At 41.0% G+C, this 24,149-nt stretch carries 26 protein-coding genes; 12 read left to right on the top strand and 14 right to left on the bottom strand.

Annotated features, from left to right (window positions below):
* The first annotated feature begins 95 nt into the window (after nt 1-95).
* Nucleotides 96-665 (top strand): hypothetical protein, encoded by a 570-nt coding sequence (locus LN995_RS08275; RefSeq protein ID WP_229960234.1) that lies wholly within the window; start codon nt 96-98, stop codon nt 663-665.
* A gap of 72 nt (nt 666-737) precedes the next feature.
* Here the strand turns inward: LN995_RS08275 and LN995_RS08270 are convergent, their stop codons facing one another.
* The 5 genes from LN995_RS08270 to era form a co-directional block, all read right to left on the bottom strand.
* The gene (locus tag LN995_RS08270; RefSeq protein WP_229960233.1) at nt 738-947 is read right to left on the bottom strand and encodes a hypothetical protein; all 210 of its coding nucleotides are present in this window, start codon (nt 945-947) and stop codon (nt 738-740) included.
* A 142-nt stretch (nt 948-1,089) separates the two neighbouring features.
* Entirely contained in the window at nt 1,090-1,275 is a 186-nt protein-coding gene (locus LN995_RS08265) for a hypothetical protein (protein WP_229960231.1), read from the bottom strand.
* 182 nt (nt 1,276-1,457) lie between these two features.
* Nucleotides 1,458-1,655: a hypothetical protein gene (locus tag LN995_RS08260; protein WP_229960229.1), complete on the bottom strand. Its 198-nt coding sequence runs from the start codon at nt 1,653-1,655 to the stop codon at nt 1,458-1,460.
* A 71-nt stretch (nt 1,656-1,726) separates the two neighbouring features.
* Nucleotides 1,727-3,040 carry a ribosome biogenesis GTPase Der gene (der, locus tag LN995_RS08255; RefSeq protein WP_229960228.1) on the bottom strand — a complete coding sequence of 438 codons (1,314 nt, stop codon included), beginning with the start codon at nt 3,038-3,040 and terminating at the stop codon, nt 1,727-1,729.
* 69 nt (nt 3,041-3,109) lie between these two features.
* The gene (gene era, locus LN995_RS08250; protein WP_229960227.1) at nt 3,110-3,997 is read right to left on the bottom strand and encodes a GTPase Era; all 888 of its coding nucleotides are present in this window, start codon (nt 3,995-3,997) and stop codon (nt 3,110-3,112) included.
* Between the two features lie 240 nt (nt 3,998-4,237).
* Here era and hemH point away from each other — a divergent pair, with 240 nt between their 5' ends.
* The gene (hemH, locus tag LN995_RS08245) at nt 4,238-5,266 is read left to right on the top strand and encodes a ferrochelatase (RefSeq protein WP_229960226.1); all 1,029 of its coding nucleotides are present in this window, start codon (nt 4,238-4,240) and stop codon (nt 5,264-5,266) included.
* Nucleotides 5,267-5,358: 92 nt separating this feature from the next.
* Here hemH and LN995_RS08240 read toward each other — a convergent pair whose 3' ends face one another.
* The 3 genes from LN995_RS08240 to glmM all read right to left on the bottom strand — a co-directional run bounded on the left by LN995_RS08240 (nt 5,359) and on the right by glmM (nt 8,698).
* Complete coding sequence (locus tag LN995_RS08240) at nt 5,359-5,940, bottom strand: LOG family protein (RefSeq protein WP_229960225.1); 582 nt, start codon at nt 5,938-5,940, stop codon at nt 5,359-5,361.
* An 86-nt stretch (nt 5,941-6,026) separates the two neighbouring features.
* Nucleotides 6,027-7,169: a cysteine desulfurase family protein gene (locus LN995_RS08235; RefSeq protein ID WP_229960224.1), complete on the bottom strand. Its 1,143-nt coding sequence runs from the start codon at nt 7,167-7,169 to the stop codon at nt 6,027-6,029.
* Between the two features lie 137 nt (nt 7,170-7,306).
* A complete protein-coding gene (glmM, locus tag LN995_RS08230) occupies nt 7,307-8,698 on the bottom strand; it encodes a phosphoglucosamine mutase (RefSeq protein ID WP_229960223.1) in 1,392 nt (463 codons plus the stop codon).
* A gap of 194 nt (nt 8,699-8,892) precedes the next feature.
* Here glmM and mazG point away from each other — a divergent pair, with 194 nt between their 5' ends.
* The 10 genes from mazG to LN995_RS08180 all read left to right on the top strand — a co-directional run bounded on the left by mazG (nt 8,893) and on the right by LN995_RS08180 (nt 17,266).
* The gene (gene mazG, locus LN995_RS08225) at nt 8,893-9,702 is read left to right on the top strand and encodes a nucleoside triphosphate pyrophosphohydrolase (RefSeq protein WP_229960222.1); all 810 of its coding nucleotides are present in this window, start codon (nt 8,893-8,895) and stop codon (nt 9,700-9,702) included.
* Between the two features lie 517 nt (nt 9,703-10,219).
* The gene (locus LN995_RS08220) at nt 10,220-11,104 is read left to right on the top strand and encodes a MotA/TolQ/ExbB proton channel family protein (protein WP_229960221.1); all 885 of its coding nucleotides are present in this window, start codon (nt 10,220-10,222) and stop codon (nt 11,102-11,104) included.
* 17 nt (nt 11,105-11,121) lie between these two features.
* The gene (locus LN995_RS08215; protein WP_229960220.1) at nt 11,122-11,715 is read left to right on the top strand and encodes an ExbD/TolR family protein; all 594 of its coding nucleotides are present in this window, start codon (nt 11,122-11,124) and stop codon (nt 11,713-11,715) included.
* Between the two features lie 28 nt (nt 11,716-11,743).
* Nucleotides 11,744-12,271, top strand: coding sequence for an ExbD/TolR family protein (locus LN995_RS08210; RefSeq protein WP_229960218.1), 528 nt, complete (start codon nt 11,744-11,746; stop codon nt 12,269-12,271).
* Nucleotides 12,272-12,274: 3 nt separating this feature from the next.
* Nucleotides 12,275-13,111: an energy transducer TonB gene (locus LN995_RS08205; protein ID WP_229960217.1), complete on the top strand. Its 837-nt coding sequence runs from the start codon at nt 12,275-12,277 to the stop codon at nt 13,109-13,111.
* Between the two features lie 307 nt (nt 13,112-13,418).
* Complete coding sequence (locus LN995_RS08200; protein WP_229960216.1) at nt 13,419-13,784, top strand: hypothetical protein; 366 nt, start codon at nt 13,419-13,421, stop codon at nt 13,782-13,784.
* 11 nt (nt 13,785-13,795) lie between these two features.
* Complete coding sequence (locus LN995_RS08195) at nt 13,796-14,056, top strand: hypothetical protein (RefSeq protein ID WP_229960214.1); 261 nt, start codon at nt 13,796-13,798, stop codon at nt 14,054-14,056.
* Between the two features lie 320 nt (nt 14,057-14,376).
* Nucleotides 14,377-14,631 carry a hypothetical protein gene (locus LN995_RS08190; RefSeq protein WP_229960212.1) on the top strand — a complete coding sequence of 85 codons (255 nt, stop codon included), beginning with the start codon at nt 14,377-14,379 and terminating at the stop codon, nt 14,629-14,631.
* Complete coding sequence (locus LN995_RS08185) at nt 14,624-15,574, top strand: PstS family phosphate ABC transporter substrate-binding protein (RefSeq protein ID WP_229960210.1); 951 nt, start codon at nt 14,624-14,626, stop codon at nt 15,572-15,574. Before LN995_RS08190 ends, LN995_RS08185 begins: the two co-directional genes overlap by 8 nt.
* Before the next feature lie 51 nt (nt 15,575-15,625).
* A complete protein-coding gene (locus LN995_RS08180) occupies nt 15,626-17,266 on the top strand; it encodes a tetratricopeptide repeat protein (RefSeq protein ID WP_229960208.1) in 1,641 nt (546 codons plus the stop codon).
* A 334-nt stretch (nt 17,267-17,600) separates the two neighbouring features.
* Here the strand turns inward: LN995_RS08180 and LN995_RS08175 are convergent, their stop codons facing one another.
* From LN995_RS08175 to porG, 6 genes are all read right to left on the bottom strand, one after another.
* The gene (locus tag LN995_RS08175; protein ID WP_229960206.1) at nt 17,601-18,632 is read right to left on the bottom strand and encodes an RluA family pseudouridine synthase; all 1,032 of its coding nucleotides are present in this window, start codon (nt 18,630-18,632) and stop codon (nt 17,601-17,603) included.
* Nucleotides 18,633-18,729: 97 nt separating this feature from the next.
* On the bottom strand, nt 18,730-19,332 hold the full coding sequence (locus tag LN995_RS08170) for an OmpH family outer membrane protein (RefSeq protein WP_229960204.1): 603 nt from the start codon (nt 19,330-19,332) through the stop codon (nt 18,730-18,732).
* A 30-nt stretch (nt 19,333-19,362) separates the two neighbouring features.
* The gene (locus LN995_RS08165; RefSeq protein ID WP_229960203.1) at nt 19,363-20,043 is read right to left on the bottom strand and encodes an OmpH family outer membrane protein; all 681 of its coding nucleotides are present in this window, start codon (nt 20,041-20,043) and stop codon (nt 19,363-19,365) included.
* A 21-nt stretch (nt 20,044-20,064) separates the two neighbouring features.
* Nucleotides 20,065-22,560, bottom strand: a complete 2,496-nt coding sequence (bamA, locus tag LN995_RS08160; RefSeq protein WP_229960201.1) for an outer membrane protein assembly factor BamA — start codon at nt 22,558-22,560, stop codon at nt 20,065-20,067.
* A 9-nt stretch (nt 22,561-22,569) separates the two neighbouring features.
* A complete protein-coding gene (locus LN995_RS08155; RefSeq protein ID WP_229960199.1) occupies nt 22,570-23,313 on the bottom strand; it encodes an isoprenyl transferase in 744 nt (247 codons plus the stop codon).
* Nucleotides 23,314-23,372: 59 nt separating this feature from the next.
* Nucleotides 23,373-24,146: a type IX secretion system protein PorG gene (gene porG, locus LN995_RS08150; RefSeq protein ID WP_229960197.1), complete on the bottom strand. Its 774-nt coding sequence runs from the start codon at nt 24,144-24,146 to the stop codon at nt 23,373-23,375.
* Between the last annotated feature and the right edge of the window lie 3 nt (nt 24,147-24,149).

Raw genomic sequence — 24,149 nt, 5'->3', positions numbered from 1 at the left:
CTTATACCCTAATCATAAAAAATGCTTCAACTTTGTACCTGCTGATACAGTAGATAATTGATCTGGCTAAACGGCAGGAACGTCACATTTGAATTATGCATACGATAGAACCTTTTTACAACTGGCTGGAGTTATATTCCGCATCTGAGGACCCACGCTCTCCTTTGTATGGGACAGAGAACAGCCTTTCCCATTATACCCATGACATTTATGGATACTATATTCATCCACAGTGGGACGATATTGACTCTGAAACGCTTTTCCTTAAAATACTTTATACCAATTATGAACTCAGCTTTACAATAATTGAGTTTATAGGTGAATGGAATGATGCCCTGAATAACGACATTATGAGCCTCAAGCGCAACATTATAGACCCAATGGTGCAGGAAGGCATAAAACACTTCATACTTATAGGCGAGAATGTGTTTAACTTCCACGGCTCCGATGACTCTTATTATGAGGAATGGTTTGAGGATGTAGAGGAGGGCTGGGTAGCCGCCATAGGATTCAGGGATTTTGTGCTGAGTGAAATGAAAAACTACAACCTGGACTATTACATTAACTATGGCGGTAGTCTGGAAGAAATCCATTGGCGGACTTTCACACCAAAGCGGCTGTTTGGTTTGGTTAATAGTATGATACAAAAGCGGCTTGGGCCTTAGTATCTGCAACCAGTGTTAACACAAAGGGCCTGCTTTCGCAGGCCCTTTGTGTTAAGTCATTATATTTATTTACTATCTGTCAACTTCCTCCTCAACTTCATCTGCTCCCTCTTCTATATTATCCCCTACTTCATCGGCCCCTTCTTCTACATCGTCGCCTATTTCATCGGTTCCTTCTTCCAAACGCTCCCCGGTTTCTTCTGTTCTGTTTTCTGTATTTGAATCGCATGAGGCAAATGTAAGTGCCCCAGCAGCCATCAGCATAAAGATTGGTTTTTTCATAAGAATTTAGTTTTAGTTTAAATATTCAAGGGTGATTTCTTTCTAAGGAATTAGCTTGCTTGTACTACATGTATAGAACCTATTCCGCATTAAAGACACTTACTAACAAGGAAGTATTCTTTTACCTGTGACTTCGTCTTATTTACGGTTTTTCTACTACGGCAGTTGTATCTGTTTCTTCTGCCGCGTCTTCCATTTCAGCAGCTTTACGCTTTGCTTCGTCTCTTAACTCTTCTTCACTTTCGCCTCCTCTTTCCTCAGTAGAAGAGTTACAGGAAGCAAATGAGCAGAAGGCTAGTGTCAACATTAAAAGGAATGTTCTTTTCATCTGATTATTTTCTATTTACTGGCCATGCCAGATATCTTATATCACTGGTATGTTCTGCTGTAGTTAATGTACCTTGCATGGCAAAGCTTACGAGGCTACTACATGTTGAGTTATGAAAAACAAAAGGCACTCCGGATAGAGTGCCTTTAAGCTCTGACATCGCCAGAAGGTTTTAGGAACAATTACATAGTTGCAGTTGTATCTGCAGCAGCGCCTGTTGTGTCTATTGGTGCATTAGCTGTGTCAACAGTAGTTTCTTCCATAGGAGGAGCCTCTTCAACTGCAGGTTCAGTAGTTTCCGTTTCAGTAGTAGCCTCACCACCGCAAGATGCAAATACGAAAAGGCCAGCAACAAACAATAAGCCTAATACCTTTTTCATGTTGTTTATGTTTTTGTGAGAGATAGAGTTGTAAATATATCACTATATTCTAACTCCCTATATTCCCCTCATTATTTCTTTCTGAAAATCAACTTAATAGGCACACCTTCAAGTCCAAAATGCTTCCGAAGGCAGTTTTCAAGGTAACGCGCATATGGGTCTTTGATGTACTGCGGCAGATTACAGAAGAATGCAAAAGTCGGGTTGTGTGTCGGCAATTGGGTCACATACTTAATCTTAACAAACTTGCCCTTGATAGCTGGCGGCGGGTAACGCTCAATATCTGGCAGCAGCAGGTCGTTAAGTTTGGAAGTAGGTATTTTCTGCGTCTTATTGTCATACACCTCCATTGCTTTCTCAACTGCCTTATGTATACGCTGCTTGGTGACTACAGAAGTAAAGATGACCGGCACATATTTGATCGGTGCTATACGCTCCAGAATTTCCTGCTCAAACTCCTTAGTAGAGTGGTTATCTTTTTCAATAAGATCCCACTTGTTTACCAGAATCACAATGCCTTTACGGTTCTTCTCTGCCAGTGCTATAATATTTACATCCTGTGCTTCTATACCACGTGTGGCATCCAGTATCACAATACAAACGTCAGCATCTTCCAAAGCACGCACAGAGCGCATTACTGAGTAAAACTCGATATCTTCGTTTACTTTGCTCTTACGACGCAGCCCAGCTGTATCTACAATAATGAATTCTTTTCCGAAAGCATTGTAGCGGGACTGAATAGCATCGCGGGTAGTGCCGGCAAGGTCTGTTACAATGTTTCGCTCTTCGCCCAGCAACAGGTTCACGAAGGATGATTTACCTACATTCGGACGGCCCAGCACAGCCAGCTTTGGAATACCTGCATCCGGGTCTTCCACACCTTCGTCTTCGAAGTGTTTCACCACGGCATCCAGCAGATCACCTGTACCAGAGCCATTCTGTGATGAAACCGGGAATATCTCATCCCCTACTCCTAACGCATAAAACTCACCCATCTGGTGCGCACGTGCATTTGTGTCTGCTTTATTGGCAACTATATAAATAGGTTTATCAGTACGACGAAGCACATTGGCAAATTCTTCATCCAGGCTGGTAACACCTGCATCCACATCTACCATAAATAGAATTACGTCAGCTTCGTTTATAGCCAGCTCTACCTGTTTGTTAATTTCTCCTTCAAAAATATCTTCAGAGCCGTGTACATAGCCACCCGTGTCTATTACAGTAAAGTACTTGCCTGTCCAGTCGCCGTGGCCGTAGCTCCTGTCCCGGGTAACACCGCTCTCGTTGTCCATAATGGCTTTACGCTGACCAATAAGGCGGTTAAAAAGTGTAGACTTACCCACATTGGGGCGGCCTACAATAGCAATGATGTTGGTTGACATCGTTCTAAAATAAAATGGTTAAAGTGCCCCCGGAGCACCTTGCTCCGAAGCTTTATGCAATGCGCCTACTTACTCGCTATACCCGAAGCGCCGTAGCAGCTTTTGGTCTGTTCGCCAGTTTTCGTTCACGCGCACATACAAATCAAGAAATATCTTTTTCTGGAAGAACTCTTCCATATCTATGCGAGCCTGTGTGCCTACTTTTTTTAATGCTTCGCCTTTGTGTCCAATTATAATGCCTTTCTGGCTTTTGCGCTCTACGCTTATCTCGGCACGGATACGGATAATCTCCTCTTCTTCTTTGAACTCCTCTACCACCACTTCGCAGCTGTAGGGAATTTCTTTTTTATAATTAAGGAAGATCTTCTCCCGGATCATCTCCGACACAAAGAAACGCTCAGGCTTATCAGTCAGTTCATCTTTGGGGTAAAAAGCCGGGTGCTCTGGCAAATAATGCAGCAAACGCCCAAACAAATGCTCCAACCCAAAATTATGCAGCGCCGAGATAGGCAGTATCTCTGTCGGGTTCATTTTCTCCTGCCAGTATGCCACCTTCTCTGCAAGTTCCTCTTCCGATGCCTGGTCAATTTTGTTTATCAGCAACAAAATAGGCACTTCAGCATGCTGTAATCGCTTTATAACATCGTCCTCGTCGTGCTTTTCATAAATATCGGTTACAAAAAGAATTACATCGGCATCTTCCAGCGAAGTACGCACAAAACTCATCATGGACTCGTGCAGCGCATACTGCGGCTTTATAATGCCAGGCGTATCAGAGTAGACAATCTGAAAATCGTCTCCGTTCAGAATGCCCATGATACGGTGTCTGGTGGTCTGTGCTTTGGAAGTGATAATAGATAATTTCTCGCCTACCAAAGCGTTCATTAAAGTAGATTTTCCTACATTGGGCTTACCTACAATACTTACAAAGCCTGCTTTATGCGGAGTTTCAGCCATAGTTTAAAATTTGAGGTCGCAAAATTACTTCTTTTTTACGGAGTTTTAGCCATGTCTGAATAATTGACACACAGAATGATAGAATAATTTTAAGTGTGTAACCTCTGAAACTTTGAACAATTCTTTAATTTATTGCTTTTATATCAGTGGTTGCTATTAATATATCTGTTGTACTATTAGCAGCCATTAACTAACAACATACTTTGTATCTTTGCACCTGATAAAGCAGCATATACTTTAATGAGCAAAAAATCTAACGGCAAAATAGGCGTTTTGCTAGTCAACCTGGGTACACCAGACACCCCCAACACTCCAGATGTAAGGAAGTACCTGCGCGAGTTCCTGCTGGACAAGCGCGTAATAGACATACCCGCCATTGCGCGTTACGCCTTGATTAACGGTGTAATAGCTCCTTTTCGGGCACCTAAATCAGCTAAAATTTATAAAGAGCTGTGGACCGAAAGAGGTTCTCCCCTTTTGTACCACGGCCTCGATTTAAAAGAGAAGCTGCAGACTGCCCTAGGCACTGGATATTATGTGGCCTTTGGCATGCGCTACCAGAGCCCGAGTATCAAAAATGCATTGGAAGAACTTCGTGAGCAGAGTGTAGACCGGCTTATTGTACTTCCGCTGTTTCCGCAATATGCTTCCGCCTCTACTGGTTCTGTACAAGATAAAATAATGGAGATAGTAAAAGATTGGTGGGTTATCCCGAACATCAGCTTTATATCTTCTTTCTGTGATGACCCAGGCTTTATCAAAGCTTTTGCAGAACTAGGCAAGCGGCACATGGCAAAGGATAACTACGATTTTGTAGTGTTCAGCTATCATGGCGTGCCGGAACGGCACGTGCTAAAAGGCAGCGACAAAGGCTATTGCCAGTTGGGTGCCTGCTGCAACTCTTACAACAAACGTAATAAATACTGCTACCGTGCTTCCTGCTTTGCTACCTCCAGGTTACTGGCGGCAGAGCTGGGCTTGCGTAACGATCAATATACTGTAGCATTTCAGTCGAGACTAGGCAAGGACCCTTGGCTAACACCTTATACAGACTTTGTTCTGAAAGAGCTTCCGGCCAAAGGCATTAAGAAAGTATTGGCTTATAGCCCTGCCTTTGTTGCAGACTGCCTGGAAACAACTATAGAAGTTGGAGAAGAGTTTAAAGAGATGTTTTTAGAAGCAGGCGGCGAAAAGTGGCAGCTGGTAGAAAGCCTGAACTCAGATCCTATGTGGGTAGACGCTGTAAAGGAGATAGTACTTCAGCATTAGTAACTATCAGGTTTCATGTGGTAGGAGGAAAAACAGAAGAGTTTTTCCTCCTACCACATATTAGCACATGAAGCACCTTAAATATAAACAAACTAAATTCGATTAAGATCTATCCTATCATCGGAAATAGCATCAGCATAATTTCGCACTTTCTCTAATAACGGCTCCGGCTCTGATGCAACAATAAGGTTTGCCCGCTGGTCTGCCTTCACAAAGCCTTCTGCCACACAATGATCTATCATGTCCAGAAATTTATCGTAGTAACCATTTACATTATAAAGAGCTGTCGGCTTTCTGATAATTCCCAACTGGTTCCAGGTAATTATCTCGCAAAATTCGTCAAATGTGCCAAAGCCTCCTGGCATAGCAATAAAAGCGTCTGACTTAGCAGCCATTAAAGCCTTGCGCTCGTGCATCGTCTGTACGACATGTAGTTCTGTTAAGCTGGCATGTGCCACTTCCCTGTCTACTAAGCTCTGTGGAATTACACCCACAACAGCGCCGTTGCCTGCTAATATGCTATCTGCAATTGCCCCCATCAAACCAACCTTACCTCCTCCATATACTAAGGTAATGTTTTGTGCCGCCATTAAGTCGCCTAATCTGGCAGCAGCTTTAGTATACACCTTGCTATTCCCCATATTAGCGCCGCAGAAAACACCTATACTTTTCATGTTTTAAAATTAAGTTTTGGACATATATAAAGAAAGGCCTCAACATTTCTGCTGAAGCCTTTCCCAAAGATATATATTTACTGCTGCTAAGCAGGCACTTTTCTAAATAATTTCGCTAACGTTTCTGCTACATAATCTACCTCATCTGGGGTGTTGTATTTACTGAACGAAAAGCGCACAGAGCCACGCATAGGATCTGTGTTTAAAGCATTCAGCACATGTGAACCAGCATTAGCCCCACTGCTACAGGCACTACCTCCGGACACAGAAACCTTGTTTATATCCAGGCTAAATAGTAGCATCTCATTTATGTCGGATGGCGGTAAGCTTACATTTAGCACTGTGTACAAACTTTTATCTGCCTCTGCCGAAAGGCCGTTAAAACTCACACCCTCCACCTGCTCTTTTAATTTATGAATTAACCTGTCTTTAAGCCCTTGTATATGCTTCTGATGTTCCTCCATATCTCGGTAGGCAATTTCCAGAGCTTTGGCCAGACCAACTATACCATATACGTTTTCAGTACCGCCACGCATGTTACGCTCCTGTGCTCCACCCTGAATCAGCGGATTGATTCTAACATTTGCATCGCAGTATAGGAAGCCGACACCTTTGGGCCCGTGAAACTTATGTGCAGATCCCACTATAAAGTTCGCACCCAACGTCTGTATATCATGCTTGTAATGTCCCATGGTCTGCACTGTGTCAGAGTGGAAAATGGCATTGTACTTCCTGCAAATCTCCCCGATAGCTTTGATATCGTTCAGATTACCGATCTCGTTGTTGGCATGCATAATAGAAACAAGCGTTTGCGGGTTATTTGCTAACAGCTCCTCCAGGTGCTCCAGGTCAAGAACCCCACGCTCGTTATAACGCAGGTAGTCTAGCTTAATGCCATCGTGCTTCTCCAGCATTTCCATGGTGTGTAGTACAGCATGGTGCTCCAGTTTAGAAGTAACAGCATGCGTAATACCAAGTGTACGCACGGTAGAAACTATGGCAAAATTATCCGCTTCTGTACCACCAGAGGTAAAGAATACCTCTGCCGGCGAGGTATTTAATAATTGGGCAACTGTTTTACGTGCGCTTTCAATCGCTGACCTCACTTCTCTCCCATGACCATGAATAGAAGAAGGATTACCAAAATGCTCCAGCATATATGGAGCCATGGCCTCAAACACTTCTTTATCAAGAGGTGTAGTGGCAGCATTATCTAAGTAAACACGCATATTTATAAGGTTAATTTTTACTACAACTGTAAAACCATAAAAAAAAGTTGCGCCAAGAGCAAGATGCCTATCCTTTGCTCTTGGCGCAACTAACTGCTACGCCTGCTGTACGTTATGTATTCTACAACAGTAAATCATTAGCCTTTAGCAGAAATAATCTCTTTTATATCAGCAATAATTTTGTTGGCTAAGTGTTCAGCAGTAGCATTACTGTCAGACTCAGCATAAATGCGGATGATTGGCTCTGTATTTGACTTGCGCAGGTGTACCCACTCCTTATCAAACTCAATCTTAACTCCATCAATCGTATTTATTGGCTGCTTTGTATAACGCTCCTGCACCTGGCTCAGCACTCTGTCTACGTTTACTTCCGGTGTTAACTCTATCTTATTTTTAGAGATGTAGTAGTTCGGATAAGAAGCTCTCAGACGCGTCATACTTAAGCCTGACTTCGCCAGGTGCGACAGGAATAAAGCGATCCCAACCAAAGCGTCACGACCATAGTGCAACTCAGGGTAAATGATTCCTCCATTACCTTCACCGCCTATTATGGCATTCTGCTCTTTCATCATGTTCACAACATTCACCTCGCCTACAGCAGCGGCAAAATATGCACCACCAGCTTTCTCAGTTACATCGCGAAGTGCCCTGGTAGAAGAAAGGTTCGAAACAGTGTTGCCTATGGTATTTTTCAGCACATAATCGGCTACTGCTACCAGTGTATACTCTTCCCCAAACATGCTGCCGTCTTCGTTTACCAGTGCTAGGCGGTCCACATCCGGGTCTACCACTATACCTAAATCGAACTTGCCTTTCTCTATAACTTTAGATATTTCGCGCAGATTTTCGGGCAAAGGCTCCGGGTTATGAGCAAAATTACCGTCTGGCTCACAGAACAGCTTCTCTATTTTGTTTACACCTAAGGCTTCTAAAAGCAATGGTACCGCTATGCCCCCACTAGAATTCACACAATCAATGGCCACATGAAAGCTTCTTGCCTTTATAGCTTCCACATCTATTAGCGGCAGATCTAGAATAGCTTTTATATGCTTTTTAAGAGCATTTTCACTTTGCCTATATTTACCCAGGTCGTTTACCTGAGCAAAATCAAAGGCTTCTTTTTCGGCCAGTTCCAATACCACTTTACCTTCTTCATCTGAAATAAACTCACCATGCTGATTCAGCAGCTTCAGAGCATTCCATTGTTTAGGGTTATGGCTGGCAGTAAGTATAATACCTCCACCTGCTCTCTTATCCGGAACAGCCATTTCCACAGTAGGTGTGGTCGAAAGCCCTACGTCAATCACATTAATACCCAAGCCTTGTAAGGTAGCGCATACCAGCTTATTCACCATGTCGCCCGACAAGCGCGCATCACGACCAACTATAATAGTATTGTTAGAGGTGGTCTGTAGTACCCATGTACCGAAAGCGGCAGAAAATTTAACAACATCCAAAGGGGTTAGTGCTTCACCAGCCTGTCCTCCTATCGTACCTCTTATTCCTGAAATTGATTTTATTAAAGCCACTCTTTACAAAATATTTATAAGGCAAAAGTAGTCATTTTCGTTGTACTTTTAAGAACTTTCATCCTGATTGTACTGCAAGAAAATTAAAACTAAAGCCTCTGTTTCAGAGTATGCCCATAGCACTTGAAGTTACAACAACTGTTCGTCTTTACTCATAAAAGAAGGTGCAGGGGATTTTTACTATCTTTGTTACTATGAATAACCTCGAATTTGACGATAGCCCGCGCGGCCAACAGTTAAAAGCATTTAACCGCCTGCTTGACATAATGGAAGACTTGCGGGAGAAATGCCCCTGGGACCGCAAGCAGACAATGGAGAGCCTGCGCCACTTAACTATAGAAGAGACTTACGAGCTATCTGACGCTATATTAAAAGGAGATAAACAGGAAATAAAGAAAGAACTGGGCGATATTTTGCTGCACATGATCTTCTATTCTAAAATAGGTTCTGAACAAAGTGCCTTTGACATAGCTGATGTGCTAAACGCTCAGTGCGAGAAGCTCATTTTCCGACACCCGCACATATACGGAGATACGACAGCCGAAACAGAAGAAGACGTAAAGCGGAACTGGGAGCAGCTAAAGCTTAAGGAGGGTAATAAATCGGTATTGGGAGGCGTGCCTAAATCTTTGCCAGCCCTTGTTAAAGCGATGCGGATACAGGAGAAAGCACGAGGAGCGGGTTTTGACTGGGATGATAAATCTCAGGTGTGGGAAAAGGTACAGGAGGAACTAAATGAGTTCGAACAGGAGTTTAATATACAGAACCCTGCTACTTTAAATAAAGAAAGTGCAAGCGCAGAGTTCGGAGACCTATTGTTTTCTTTGATAAATTTTGCCCGCTTTATTGAGATAAACCCCGAAGAGGCACTGGAGAGAACAAATTTAAAGTTCATTAAGCGCTTTCAGTATATAGAAGCCAAAGCGGCAGAGAACGGAAAGCAATTACAGGACATGACCCTGAAAGAAATGGATTTTTATTGGAACGAGGCTAAAAAAAATTAATAGAACCTCATGCGTAAAAATTCTTTTAGTATATTTAAAGCAGTTTTCCTTAATATTTAAACAGGTTTACAGTCAATTTAAAAAAGTTTTATTTTTTTTCAGGCATCACCAAACAAAATAGACACACCAACGTTAGTTGCGAAACTCTTATTTCTCTCAACTAAATATTTAAAACGTGCAAAGTTGGAAGAGCCTCTGCAAACATCCGGAACGGGAACAGAGAAGAAAAAAGCAGCAACAGATTAGTGTTTATACTTGGGATGTTATTTAAAATTATATAGATTTGTAGAGGGTCTATAGACTCTTGTTTAAGAAGTAAGGTTAAAGACTGAAAACAAGAAGCTAAAAAGGCTTTAAGCAAGAGAAATTTGAAATTTTATTTAACAATTGTTTGAAAGTTGAAGAAAAAGCTGAAATTGCAAATTCAACAAAGAACTAAAAGCAAAAGAAAAACATTTACAATTACACAGACAATTTAATTACAACACAAACAGCTAAACTTTAAACTTTAAAAAAAATGGAAAAAAAGACTGCGGTAGCGAACAAAAATGCTAATGTAGAAGCGAAGAAAAGCCCGGTAGGCTCAATGTTTGCGGCCATCGTTATTCCGGTTGCACTAATTGTATGCGTGCTGATTTATATGTTTGTATTAGGTAACCCTGCAAACTTTGAAGGCGGAGATCCAGAAAACCATCCACTACCAGGCAACTACCTTGGTGTAGTTTACAAAGGTGGTTGGGTTGTGCCTCTTCTGATGTCTCTTGTACTGATGGTATTAATCTTCTCTATTGAGCGTGCATTAACTATCAGCAAAGCAAAAGGTACAAAAAGTGTTGCAGCATTTGTTCGCACGATCTCTGCAAAACTTAACCAGCGTGACATAAACGGCGCTATTGCTGCTTGCGATGCTCAAAAAGGATCAGTAGCAAACGTTGTAAAAGCAGGTTTGCTTAAGTATAAAGAAATGCAAGCTGATCATGAATTATTGAAGGCTGAGAAAGTTGCTGCTATTCAGAAAGAAATTGAAGAGTCAACTTCACTTGAGTTGCCAATGCTTGAGAAGAACCTTGTTGTTATCTCTACTATTGCCTCTATCTCTACACTGGTAGGTTTGATCGGTACAGTACTTGGTATGATTAAAGCGTTCGCCGCTCTTGCAACTTCAGGTGCTGCTGATGCGGTTGCCCTTTCAAATGGTATCTCAGAGGCCTTGATTAACACAGCGACAGGTATTACAGGTTCTGCTCTTGCCATTGTTGCTTACAACTTCTTCACTAGCAAGATTGATGAGCTTACGTACAGCATTGATGAAGCTGGCTTCAGCATTATCTCAACATTTGCTGCACAACATGACAACGCAGGTGCACCAGCAACTGCAACTACAAGAACACAAACTGTTTAATTACTTTAGATTAAGATATGCCTAAAGCAAAAGTAAAAAGAACCAAACCCTCATTGGACATGACGCCAATGGTGGACTTGGCCTTCTTATTGGTTACTTTCTTTATGCTGACAACAAAGTTTGCTCCTGATGAAGCTGTAGTGGTAGACCCACCCTCTTCTCAGTCAGTGATCAAACTGCCGGATACGAATGTAATAACTATCACAGTTGATAATGAAGATAGAATATTCTTTGGTGTAGACGGGCAACAGACAAAAGAAAAGCTAATCGATAAGATGGCAAGTAAGTACGGTGTCGGCTTTACGGAGGAAGAGAAAAAAACATTCTCTCTCTTAGCTAACTTCGGTGTTCCTGTTAGCCAGCTAAAATCTTATTTAGATATGGAGCCGGATCAACGTAAAGAGGTGCAACAGCCTGGTATACCTGCTGACTCTGCAAATAATGAACTAGGTGACTGGGTTCATCAGACACGTCTTTCTAACCCAAAAGTAATTATTGCCATCAAAGGGGATGCTGACGTGAACTATGAAACAGTTCAAAGAGTAATAAGTACCTTACAGGACAGGAACATCAATAGATTTAACCTGATCACCAGCAGGGAAACTGAATAAGAACCTATAAAAGAAAGGAGACAAGAAAATGGCAGAAATTCAAGAAAAAGCCGACTCCGGTAAAGGTGGTAAGAAACGCTCCAAGAAAATGTCTGTCCACCTGGACATGACACCAATGGTTGACCTTGCATTCCTTCTTCTTACATTCTTCATGCTTACAACATCATTTAGTAAGCCACAGACAATGGAGATTCAGATGCCTGTGAAGCCTGAGAATGAAGAAGAGCTTTCTCCCCTTAAGGAGAGTAATGCAATGACCATTATCTTGGCTGAAAATGACAGAATATTCTACTATTATGGACTGGGTAATCCAGAAGAAAATCCAGAAGTAATAGAAACTGATTATTCTGCCAATGGAATTCGCAAGGTATTAACCTCCAACAGAGTAAAAAGCAACCCCAAAATGGTTGTTATGGTTAAGCCAGTAGAAACATCTCGCTATAAAAATATTGTAGATGTTTTAGATGAATTAAAAATCACTGATACAAAGAAGTTTGCTGTTGTTGACATCACTGACAACGACAAAGAACTAGTAGCACAAAAAATCGGACAATAAGATATGGATGCAAGTAAGTTAGCTAAAGCCTCGCTCGATGATATCGTCTTTCAGGGACGAAACCGAGCGTACGGAGCCTACCTACTACGACAACTGTATAGCAAACATGTCTCTATTGCTGCGTTTATTGCTATCTCTCTATTCGTACTTTTAATAAGCATTCCGCTTATAGCAAAGTTTTTAGAGGGTGACCCAGAACCAGAACCAGTTGTAGAGAAGATTGTTACAGAAGTAGCCCTGGCCCCGCCTCCACCAATTGAAGATACGCCACCGCCACCGCCGCCGCCGCCACCACCAGATGCGCCGCCGCCGCCACCGCCACAACGAGCTTCCGTAAAATATACGCCGCCAGTTGTGAAAAAAGACGAAGAAGTGGTGGAAGAGGAAGAAATTCCGGATGTGGAAGTACTTGAAGAGGTAGATGCAGGAGTTGCAACAGTAGAAGGTACCCCAGATGCACCTATTGACCTAGGTGAAATAGACGGAACAGGTACAAGCGACATCGTTGCCGAAGTAGTAGAAGAAAAGCCTTATACATATGTAGAGCAAATGCCTGAGTTCCCTGGTGGAGAATCAGAAATGCTTAAGTATTTAGGTAAAAATATCCGCTACCCGGCAGCAGCACAGCGTGCAGGTGTAGAAGGTCTTGTTGTACTGTCTTTCGTAGTAAGCAGATCAGGCGAAATATCTGATATCCAAGTAATCAAAAAGCTTGGTGCCGGTACTGATGAAGAAGCGATGCGCGTTGTAGGAAAGATGCCAAAGTGGAACCCAGGAAAGCAGAATGGTAGAACAGTGCCTGTTCGCTATACACTCCCAGTTAGATTTACAATTAAATAAAAATAGCTCAACAAAAAAGCCAACTGAAGANAAGTGGAACCCAGGAAAGCAGAATGGTAGAACAGTGCCTGTTCGCTATACACTCCCAGTTAGATTTACAATTAAATAAAAATAGCTCAACAAAAAAGCCAACTGAAGATTCAGTTGGCTTTTTTGTTGAGCTATTTTTATTTACAAATAATTACTCGGCATACATACTATCAAAAAATAAAATCCGTATATTTTATAAAACAAATATTAGTCAAGAATTAAAACCAAATATAGAAACTAATGCAGTATTGAATGTTTAACTTTTAAAACAAAGCCCATGAAAAAGAGCTATTGCTTAAGTATGACCTTTAACAACATCATGTTTGATGGTCGAAACAAAGCATACGGCGCTTATTTGTTACGTAAGAACTACAGTGAGCACATCATTAAAGCATTTATGATAGCCACAGCTTTATTTTCAGGGGCGCTGGTCTGCCCACTTATAGAGACTATGGTCAGAGACGAACCGATAAAATATGAGAAGCCAGTATATGATATTCTTAAACCTATAGATATACCTCTGCCACCTGTTCTGGAAAAAGTAGCACCTAAAGCAATACAGGTAATACTGAAGCAGCAAAAGAAAAAATCAATACAAAAGCTTATGTTGATCCAAAGATTGTATAAAACAACACTCGAATAGAGGTAAAAGATATGCCGACACAAGAGGAATTGGCAAAGGCTAATATTGGCACGCATAATATAGAAGGTATAGACCCGGGAACAGCATCTGTAGAAGTAAGCACAGGAGCAGCAGGAACAGGAATAGTAGATGTCTCCATTAATACTACAGGAGATAAGGCATTTATATATGCAGAAGATATGCCTGAATTTATAGGCGGTGAAAAAGCGCTAATTCAATACCTGAGTAAGAAATTAAGATATCCAGCAAAGGCTCAGCAGGAGAATGTATAAGGATTAGTTGTAGTAACTTTTACAGTAGCAACTAACGGTGAAATAGAAGATGTTGAAGTGCTAAAAGGCCTTGGCTTTGGTACTGAAGAAGAGGCTAAACGAGTAGTAGAAAACAAGCCCCACTAGACAAAATGGCAAAGCAGTTCCTGTTAGATACACATTGCCCATAAGATTCAGTATGAAATAAATTAGCTACTTTACAGCTATAAAAAATGAAAGCAGAAGCAACAGGCTAGTTTTGTTGACTTCTGCTTTCATTTTTAAGACATAAAGCTTATTTTTAGGGGTTAAACGTTAATATCTTGGATTAAACAGCAATAATGCTAAGACCAAATAAAGAAAAACCATCAGAAAGTTCATTCCATAAGTTTGTTAAAGTGTTCAGCATGCTTATGACGTTGGTATATGTGGCTTTAGGAATTTTTATAATGTTTGCTGAAAATGAAACACTGAACATAAGTATTCCTAAAACTTACAAATTAGTGCTTGGAGGAATTTTGATCCTATATGGAGCTGTTAGATTTGTAAGAGCCTACAAAACAAATTCAAATCAGAAAAATGATGAACATGAATAGTAAGATAATAAATTCAATCCTTTGTGCTACATTAGTTGCCTTGTTTTCCTGTGGAGGCAGTAGTACAGAAACTAGCAGAGATACACCAACATCAGGAAACATTAAAGTAAGTGTAGATGAATCTTTCCAGCCTGTAATAGAATCGCAGGTAAATACTTTTGAGAGTATTTATAAATACGCTGATCTGGATGAAGCTTATAAACCAGAAAAAGCAGTGATAGAAGACCTTTTAAATGATAGCGTTAGAGTAGCAGTAATATCGAGGGAACTTACTGCTGAAGAGAAAGAAGTGTTTGATAAAAGGAAGATTATACCCCGATCAACTAAAATAGCCATAGACGCTGTTGCACTAATAGTGAATAATAGTAACCCGGACTCTCTTTTAACACTTGACCAGGTAAAACAAATCTTCAACAGCCAGCTAACAAACTGGAAACAGTTAAACCAAGAATCAGGTTTAGATGGTGACATTACTATTGTTTTTGATAACAGCAACTCGAGCACAGCCCGGTATATAAGAGATTCTCTGACAACAGGCCAGAAGTTACCTCAAAACTCATTTGCTTCAGATTCTCATACAGCACTAATAGATTATGTATCAGAAAATAAGAACGCAATTGGGATTATTGGTGTTAACTGGATAAGTGATGTCGATGACTCTACAGTAGTGGGCTTTAGAAAAAGAGTAAAAGTAGTAGGAATAAGTTCAGATCCTAACCCTGTGACAACAGAAAGCTATTACCAGCCGTATCAGGCTTACATTTCACAGGAGGTATACCCACTCAGAAGGTTTTTGTATATTATTAGTACTGAAGGTCGTTCTGGCCTTGGCACAGGGTTTGCATCATTTGTAGCAGGAGACCAAGGCCAGCGCATAATGCTGAAGTCTGGTTTAGTACCAGCTACTATGCCCGTACGCGTTATAGGGCTAAGAAATGACTAGTAAAAGAAGCAATAAGACCACAAACTTTAAAAACAACTAAACTTTAATCACATGACAAATAACTGGAAGTACATCGTTCTGATGGCTGCTGCGTTTCCAGCAACTGCAGCACTGGCTCAATCAGGAGATGCTGGAAGAAGAGCAGTAGAATTAGAAAACTATCAGGAAGCTAAAAATATATATAAAAGCCAGCTGAATGATAAAAAAGCAGCTGACAACGCTTATTTTGCTTTAGGAGATATTTACCTGAGAACAGATAAGCCAGACTCTGCAGCATATTACTTTAATCAAGGTATTGCAAACAATAAAAAGTCTGCCATAAACTACGTAGGGTTAGGCAAGCTGGAACTTGAAAGAGGAAATAAAGCTAAAGCTGAGCAGAACTTCGAAGAAGCTTTAAAGCAGAGCAAGTCTAAAGATGCTTATGTATTAACTATGATTGCTGAGGCTTATATTAACGCCAATAACGCAACAGAGCAAGATATAAACAAGGCTATTGGTTATTTAGAAACAGCCAGAGAGCGCGAGAGCAATTCACCATTAACCAACGTGGTTCTAGGTGATGCCTACCTGAAGCAGAACAACGGTGGTAAAGCTATGAGTGCATATGACAGAGCCATTCAGTTAGACGATAAATATGCATTAGCTTACTTAAAAAGAGGCCAGCTTTATACAAGCTCCCGAAATTTTAACGAGGCTCAGGAAGCCTTATTAAAGGCAATAGAAATCAACCCTAACTTTGCTCCTGCTTATCGTGACTTAGGTGAGCTGTATTACTTTGCGGGGCAGTATGATAAAGCCTTATCTACTTTCAAAAAGTATGTAGATATGGCTGAAGACACTCCTGAAACCAAAGCTAAATACGCTTCATTCCTGTTCTTAACAAAGAACTATGATGAAACCCTGCAACAGGCTCAGGCAGTATTGCAAAAAGACCCTAATAACCTTACCATGAACCGCCTGGAAGCTTATTCTTATGTGGAGCTTAAGCAGCCAGAAAAGGCAAAGGAGGCCATGGAAGACTATTTGCAAAAGGCAGGTGAGCAAAAGCTTATCTCAAGCGACTATGCTTACTATGGCAGAATTTTGAACCAAAATAATCAACCTGAGAAAGCTATAGAAAACATGGAGAAAGCTCTCTCTATGGATGACTCAAACGCTGATTTATATAGTGACTTAGCTTCTCTTTATGCAAACCAGGGTAAGTACGATAAAGCCATTGAAGCTTATAAAAGAAAGCGTAAGAATGTAGAGCCTTCCAATGCAGATTATTACTATATGGGTAATATCTATATGCAGGCTGGCGCAGACTCAATTACAGCTACTACACCGGAAAAAGCAAAAGAATATTTCCAGCAAGCTGACTCAACCTATGCTAAAGTAGTTGAAGCAAATCCGAGCTATGCTTACGCATACCTGTGGAGAGCTCGCGCAAATGCTAGCCAGGACCCAGAGACAACAGAAGGTTTAGCTAAGCCATACTACGAAGAGTTTATTAAGCAGACTGCCAATGAAAAAGACAAGTATAAGAAAGATCTAATTGAGGCTAACTCTTATCTTGGTTACTATTATATGCTTAAAGGAGATAAGAATAACTCAGGCCAATATTGGAATGCAGTCCTTGCTCTTGACCCTACCAATGAAAATGCTCAAGCTGCGCTGAAGCAACTAGGCGTTACAGCAAAAAAGTAGTAATAAAAGTACCATAAACAAAAGAGAGCCTGCCCCAATGGGACAGGCTCTCTTTTTGTTTATGGTAAGTCAGACTTCATTTTGGCCTTCCATAATTTTCTTTTGGAAAGCTTTAGAGCTCTCTTTCTTCTAAAAGAAAGAGAGCATTCTTTAGATGTCATCGTGAAGGAAACTTGTTTACAAAAGAGTAAAGCAGCATCTGTTTGCTGTCAAGACTGTAAATAGTATGACAATGTTTCGGCAGTCCCTCTAAACGTAGCTTTCTTGAAAGACATTAGGTAGAACAACATAGCCTTTACTTTAACAAGAAAAAGAGCAGGATAATCCATCACTTCTATTGATCCTCATAAAGTGACCATTTCTCTAGCACAGCAGTAAAATCTTCAGGTAAATCAGACTCAAACTGCAGAAGCTCTTTTGTAGTAGGATGTATAAAACCTAAAGACTTTGCATGCAGTGCCTGACGAGGCATAATTTTGAACGCATTCTCCACAAATGATTTGTACGTTCCATTTGGACTACCCTGCAGAATCTTATCTCCACCATACATAGCATCAGAAAATAATGTATGTCCGATATGCTTCATGTGTGCCCTAATCTGGTGCGTACGCCCTGTCTCCAGGTTACATTGTACTAACGAAACATACTTAAAGCGTCTTAAAACCTTATAATGCGTTACAGCATGCTTCCCATACTCTCCTTCTGGATATACAGCCATTACCTTTCTATCTTTGGCACTACGCCCTATATGCCCTGTAACTGTGCCTGTATCGTCCTTAGGTATTCCCCAGACTAAGGCAAAGTAGGTGCGTTCTATCGTGTGGTTATAAAACTGTTTAGCAAGAAAAGCCATGCTAAACTCCGTCTTTGCTATTACGAGTAAGCCCGAAGTGTCTTTATCAATACGATGAACCAGGCCAGGCCGCCCCTCTCCGTTTCTAGCAGTAGGCAGGTTCTGCAAATGGTAAGTTAAAGCATTTACAAGTGTTCCTGACCAGTTAGCATATGCCGGATGCACGACCATGCCAGCAGGCTTATTAACTAATAGCAGGTCCTCATCTTCGTAATGTATATCGAGTGGAATATTCTCAGGCACAACATCTGTATCACGCGGAGGATCTGGTAGCGTAACTGTTATTACATCTTGGGGCCTTACTTTATAGCTTACTTTTACAGGCTTCTGGTTAACCTGTACAGACTCAGTTCTGATGGCATCCTGAAGCTTATTCCTGGTCACGTTAGGTAAGCGGTCCATCAGAAACTTATCAATACGTAGCAGTGCCTGCCCCTTATCAACTACTATTCTATAGTGTTCATATAGCTCATCAGAGTCCTCTGTATTATCTTGCTCAGTAAAGTCAATCACTGTTGTAAGGTATTTCTATAAGTGTATGGTATGTAACAAAAAAAGGAAGCCGAAGTTAACACTTCGGCTTCCTTTAAACTATTAAGCTCCTGTTTAATTAGTTTTTCTTCTTATTTGAAGCTTTAGCAGGAGTTTGTGTTGCTGGCTTTGCAGCTGCAGGCTCTGGAGTTTGCTGAGCTTTAGCTGGGTCTACACCAAGTTTTTTTAACACTAGCGGAGAAATGTCGCCATCTTCAGGACCAGCAAGCAGTGCTTGATTGCTGATTACGTAAGTATAGCCATTTTCTTTCGCTACTTCTTTAATTGCTTTATCGATTTTCTCAATAACCGGATCTACAAGAGACTTTTCTTTACTCTGCAAAGAAGCTTGTGCATTGCGCTGAAACTCTTGTATTGAATTATTAAGGTTCATCAACTCTTTCTCTTTATCCTCACGGATGGTTTTGTCCATAGTGGCTGCACCTTTCTCATACGCCTGCATTTTGCCTTCGTACTCAGCATATTTAGTTTTAAGCTGGTTCTCAAGCTGTGTGCTATGCGTTTTAAGTTCAGATTCGATCTGCTTGCTTTCAGGTAATTGTAGTAGAATATATTCTACGTTCGTATAACCAAATTTTAAAGGCTGGTCGCTACTCTGAGCAAATGAAGCAAAGCTGATCAATAAAAACGCTACTACTAAGGCTTTAATCTTGTTCATCATTTGTTGGTTAATTAATAAAATATTCAGTGTTTAGTTGTTAGTTGACTTCTTTTTGGGAGCCGCTTTAGACTGGGTCTTTTGCCCTTGCTGTTCCTCGGTCCCTACTTCTTCTATACTATTTTCTCCTGTTTCAGGAAGATTGTCCGTGCTATCTATTATACCACTTGCAGGGCTATTGCCTGGAGTATTTTGTCTATCAGAGGCTAAACCTAACTCTTCTAGCACATACTCTGTATAATCATGTACCGGGTTAGTATAAATTAATACCAACTCTCCTGACTTGTCAATCATAAAGTCGATGCGCTTTGCCTTTGATACTTTCTCTACAGCTGAGAAAACCTCATCCTGTATAGGCCGCATCAGGTCTTGCCTGCGCTTAAACATCATGCCTTCATAGCCAAAGACTTTATGCTGGTAATCCCGCAGCTCATTTTCTTTTTTAGCTATTTCAGCCTGCCGCTTTTGTTTCATCTCCTCCGTCAGCAGTACCTCTTCAGCTTTATAATCGGCCTTCACCTTATCCAGGTCTTGCTGCATTCCCTTTATATCTTTCTCCCAGGCATCTGCATATTTATCCATCTCCTGCTGCACTTTATTGAAAGCTGGCATCTTGCTCAAAATAAAGTTTGAGTCAATATAGCCAAGTTTCTGTGCATGTGAAACAGTTGCCAGCAAAGAACCTATCAAAAAGACAAACAAAAACTTTTTCATACTAATTCAATTCTCAGCACATTAACGAATCTGCTGACCAATAATGAAGTGGAACATACCACTCTTTTGGTTCTGAGCTCCTGGTATTGTATCGAAGCCCCAACCGTAGTCAAAGCCTAGTAAACCAAAGGCGGCCATAAATATTCTGGCACCAACACCCGCCGAACGATATAGTTTGAATGGTGTATAGTTTTGAAGCGAGCCAAAGTTATTACCAGCCTCCACAAAAGCCAAGCCGTAAATTGTGGCTGCTGGGTTCGGAGATATCAGGTATCGGGCCTCCATTACAAATTTATTGTAAGCAACACCACCAGCTGAGGTTAATGAAGCGTCGGCAGAAGAAGAAACATTTACAACCGATTCATCTTCATATCCTCTTAATCCTATGTATTCCGTTCCTACAAATATATTGCCTCCTCCAAGACCAGAGCCTCCAAGCTTAAACCGCTCAAAAGGGCCTATTTCATTTCCTCCACCATAGGTTCCTACAAAACCAAAGTGCGCTCTTGTGTTTAATACCAAATTCCCTGCCAAGTTTATGAAATAAGATGCATCAAACATCCATTTATTAAACTCAATGAACTCATAGTTATTCTCTTTATCTGTAAACAGCGAATAAGGGGGCGTTAAATTTACACTAAGTGAAATGTTTGATCCTCTTCTTGGGAAAGTAGGATTATCAATACTAACACGTGACAGCGTATTTACAAAAGATATACTGTTAGATTTACCGTTTGTAAAATCCTGGAACAACGGATAGTTTGTAAGATTATACTGATTGTAAGACAAGGAGTGGTTCAGCATGAAGTAGTTGTCTGGCCAGTTCAACCTTCTTCCCAGGCCAACAGCCAAACCATTTACATTTAGTCTTTGTTCCTCAGCGCTGGCAGTAGTTTGGGCTGTTCTGTAAACGGTTTTAAATAAGCTTACAGAAAGAGAGTTTGGCTTACGCCCACCTAACCACGGTTCTGTAAATGAGAAAGAGTAAGACTGGTAATACTTACCGTTGGCTTGTACGTTCAGAGACAGGCGCTGGCCATCACCACTTGGTATTGGTCTCCATTCAGATAAGTTAAACAACTTGCGGGTAGAAAAGTTGTTCAGCGTAAGGCCTACAGTACCTACTGCCCCAATAGGACCACCCCAACCACCTGATAAACTAATCTGGTCATTAGGCCGCTCTACAACACTATAATTAATATCTACTGTACCTTCGGCAGGGTTAGGAATAGGATTTAAACCAATTTGCTCAGGGTCGAAATAGCCTAAACCTGCTAATTCGTTTCTGGAGCGGATCAGGTCATCTCGACTATACTTCTGGCCTGGCAGCGTACGAAGCTCCCGCAAGATCACATAATCACTTGTTTTATCGTTACCTGTAACTACAACTTTATCTATAGTTGCCTGCGGCCCCTCTGACACCCGCATCTCCAGGTCAATAGAGTCTCCCTGCACCCTTACCTCTACCGGATCAATATTAAAGAACAAATAACCGTCATTCTGATATAGTGCAGAAACATCTATTCCAGTAGGGTTATAATTAAGGCGTTTATCAAGTTCCTGCTTATTATAGACATCGCCTTTTGCAATACCTAACACCCGCGTTAAATAGTCATCATCATATAAATAATTACCATTCCAGGTAATGTTGCGGTAATAATAGCGTATACCTTCATCTATTACTATTCTGATAGCCAGTCTGTCTTCACTTACCTTATAAACAGAGTCAGAAACGATGGTAGCATCGCGATAACCTTCAGAATTATAAAAATCAAGCAATAGCTGTTTGTCATTCTCGTACTCGGTACGATTGAACTTAGAGGAGGTAAAGATTTTATAAAAACGCTTTTCTTTTGTCTTTTTAAGTTGCTTACGCAGTTTCTTATCGGAGAAAGCCTCGTTACCCGCAAACTCAATATCAGAAATTTTTACTTTGTCTCCTTTATCAATATTGATGTTTAATACTACACTATTTGGCAGTATGGAATCAGGCCTTTGTGTAATGGTGGTTTTAACGTTGAGATAGCTTTTATCAATGTAATACTCTTTGATGATATTACGGGTACTACTTAAAACAGCATCAGTTACTGTTCTACCTCTCTGTAAGCTCACCTTATCTCTTAAAGCATCCTGCTGCGTTTTGCTAATACCGTTAAACACGAAACGAGATAAACGAGGACGCTCTTTCAGATCAAAAGTCAAATAAATATCATTCCCCTCAACACGCGTGGCATATATTTCTACATCACCTAATATGCCTTGGTCCCAAAGCTTTTGAATGGCACGACTGATTACTTCTCCTGGTACAGTTATCTCATCACCAACAGTCAGTCCTGAAAGTGAAATAAGCGCATTTGGATCTAAAAAGTTTGATCCAGTCACCTCTATACCAGCAATACGGTACTGCCGTGGCTGAGAATAATCAATAGGGTTTGTCTGCCCAGGGTTGTTTAATACTTGAGACGAAGCTGTGCCTGCAAATAATAGCAACACAAGCACCCAAATGCATCTTGTCATTAATATCTTTTACTTAGTTAATTGTTCACTAGTCTTACCAAACCGGCGCTCTCGCCTTTGATAAGCTAATATAGCTTCATATAAGTGTTCTTTCCTAAAATCAGGCCAAAGCAACTCTGTAATGTATAATTCCGTATATGCTAACTGCCAAAGCAGGAAATTACTTATGCGCTGCTCTCCGCTTGTCCGGATAAGCAACTCAGGGTCAGGCATTCCTGATGTGGACAAATATTTTTCTAATACAGTTTCATTTACCTGTTCTGCAGGCAGTGTACCCTGCTCTACATCTTTGGCTATATGTTGCATAGCCTGCGTTAAATCCCAACGTCCGCTATAGCTCAACGCCAACACTAATGTCATGCGCGTATTGTTCTTTGTCAGCTCTATGGCTTCAGAAAGCTCTTTCTGGCACGACTTCGGTAAGCTGTCTGTATTACCTATAGTTTGTAGCCTGATATTGTTTTTATTTAGTGTGGCCGTTTCTTTCCGAATACTTGAAACTAACAACTGCATCAGTGCTGACACTTCAACTGCAGGCCTCGACCAGTTTTCAGTAGAGAAAGCATAAAGTGTTAAATACCCTACTCCCAACTCAGCTGCGGCCTCTACTGTTTCACGTACTGCCGTAATAGCACTTTGATGACCAAATATCCGCAGCCCACCTCGCTTTTTTGCCCAACGTCCATTCCCGTCCATAATAACGGCAATATGTCTGGGTAAATTGTCTAAATCTACTTTCTCCCTAAGATCCATTAAACCAAAATTTCCTTGCAAGTTACAAAAAGCAAGACAAATTTATGAAACATTAAAGTTTAATCTAAGATTCCGGGCTTGTTCTTATAGATTGGCGGACAATTAATTCGATAAAAAGTGTAGGATATACTGACTCCGTTGTAGAAATACCAGTCGTTATTGTATGGGTTAGCGACATGCTTCCCATCATCTTCTGTAAGAGCATCCAGGCGGTCGTTAAATAATTTGCGGGCTCCAAACTCTAACCCAAGGTTCCAGTGTCTGCTCAAAGCATACTTAACACCTACCCCTATAGGCACAGCCACCGTTAACGAAGTTCTGTAGTTTTTATTTAAAGGTTCCAGATTAGGATCCTGCGATTCTGTAGATAATTTAACATTATACAGTAAACCTGCCACACCTATAAAAAAATAAGGAGACACACGCCTGGGCTGCCTGAAATCATAATAATCCAGAAAATTATATTCCATTACAGCAGAAAGCTCCATTAAACTTAGCCTCAGGTTAGCCTGGCGGTAATTCGGGAGCGGCAGGTCATAAGCATCATCGCTAGCCGTGTTGTCAGAGAAAATACGATGGCTAAACATTAGCCCTCCCCTTAAGGTGATAGGGTTAGATATATCCCGCCGATAGAAAACAGTTAAGGCCGGCTGGTTATTTGCCAGGCGATAATTAGGCGCAAGTTCTCCTTTATAATTAGCGCCCCCTATACCCACACCTATTTCGCTGGTTGTAACAGAGGACTGTGCAAATGAGACATTCCTAAAAAAAACACCCCCTATTTGCAGCAAAAAGCAAATAAGGAGTGCTTGCTTAAACTTTTTTAATATCATGTA

It is taken from the genome of Pontibacter silvestris, from assembly GCF_020907275.1.
Classification (GTDB): Bacteria; Bacteroidota; Bacteroidia; order Cytophagales; family Hymenobacteraceae; genus Pontibacter; species Pontibacter silvestris.
This window is presented reverse-complemented; position numbering and strand designations above follow the sequence as displayed.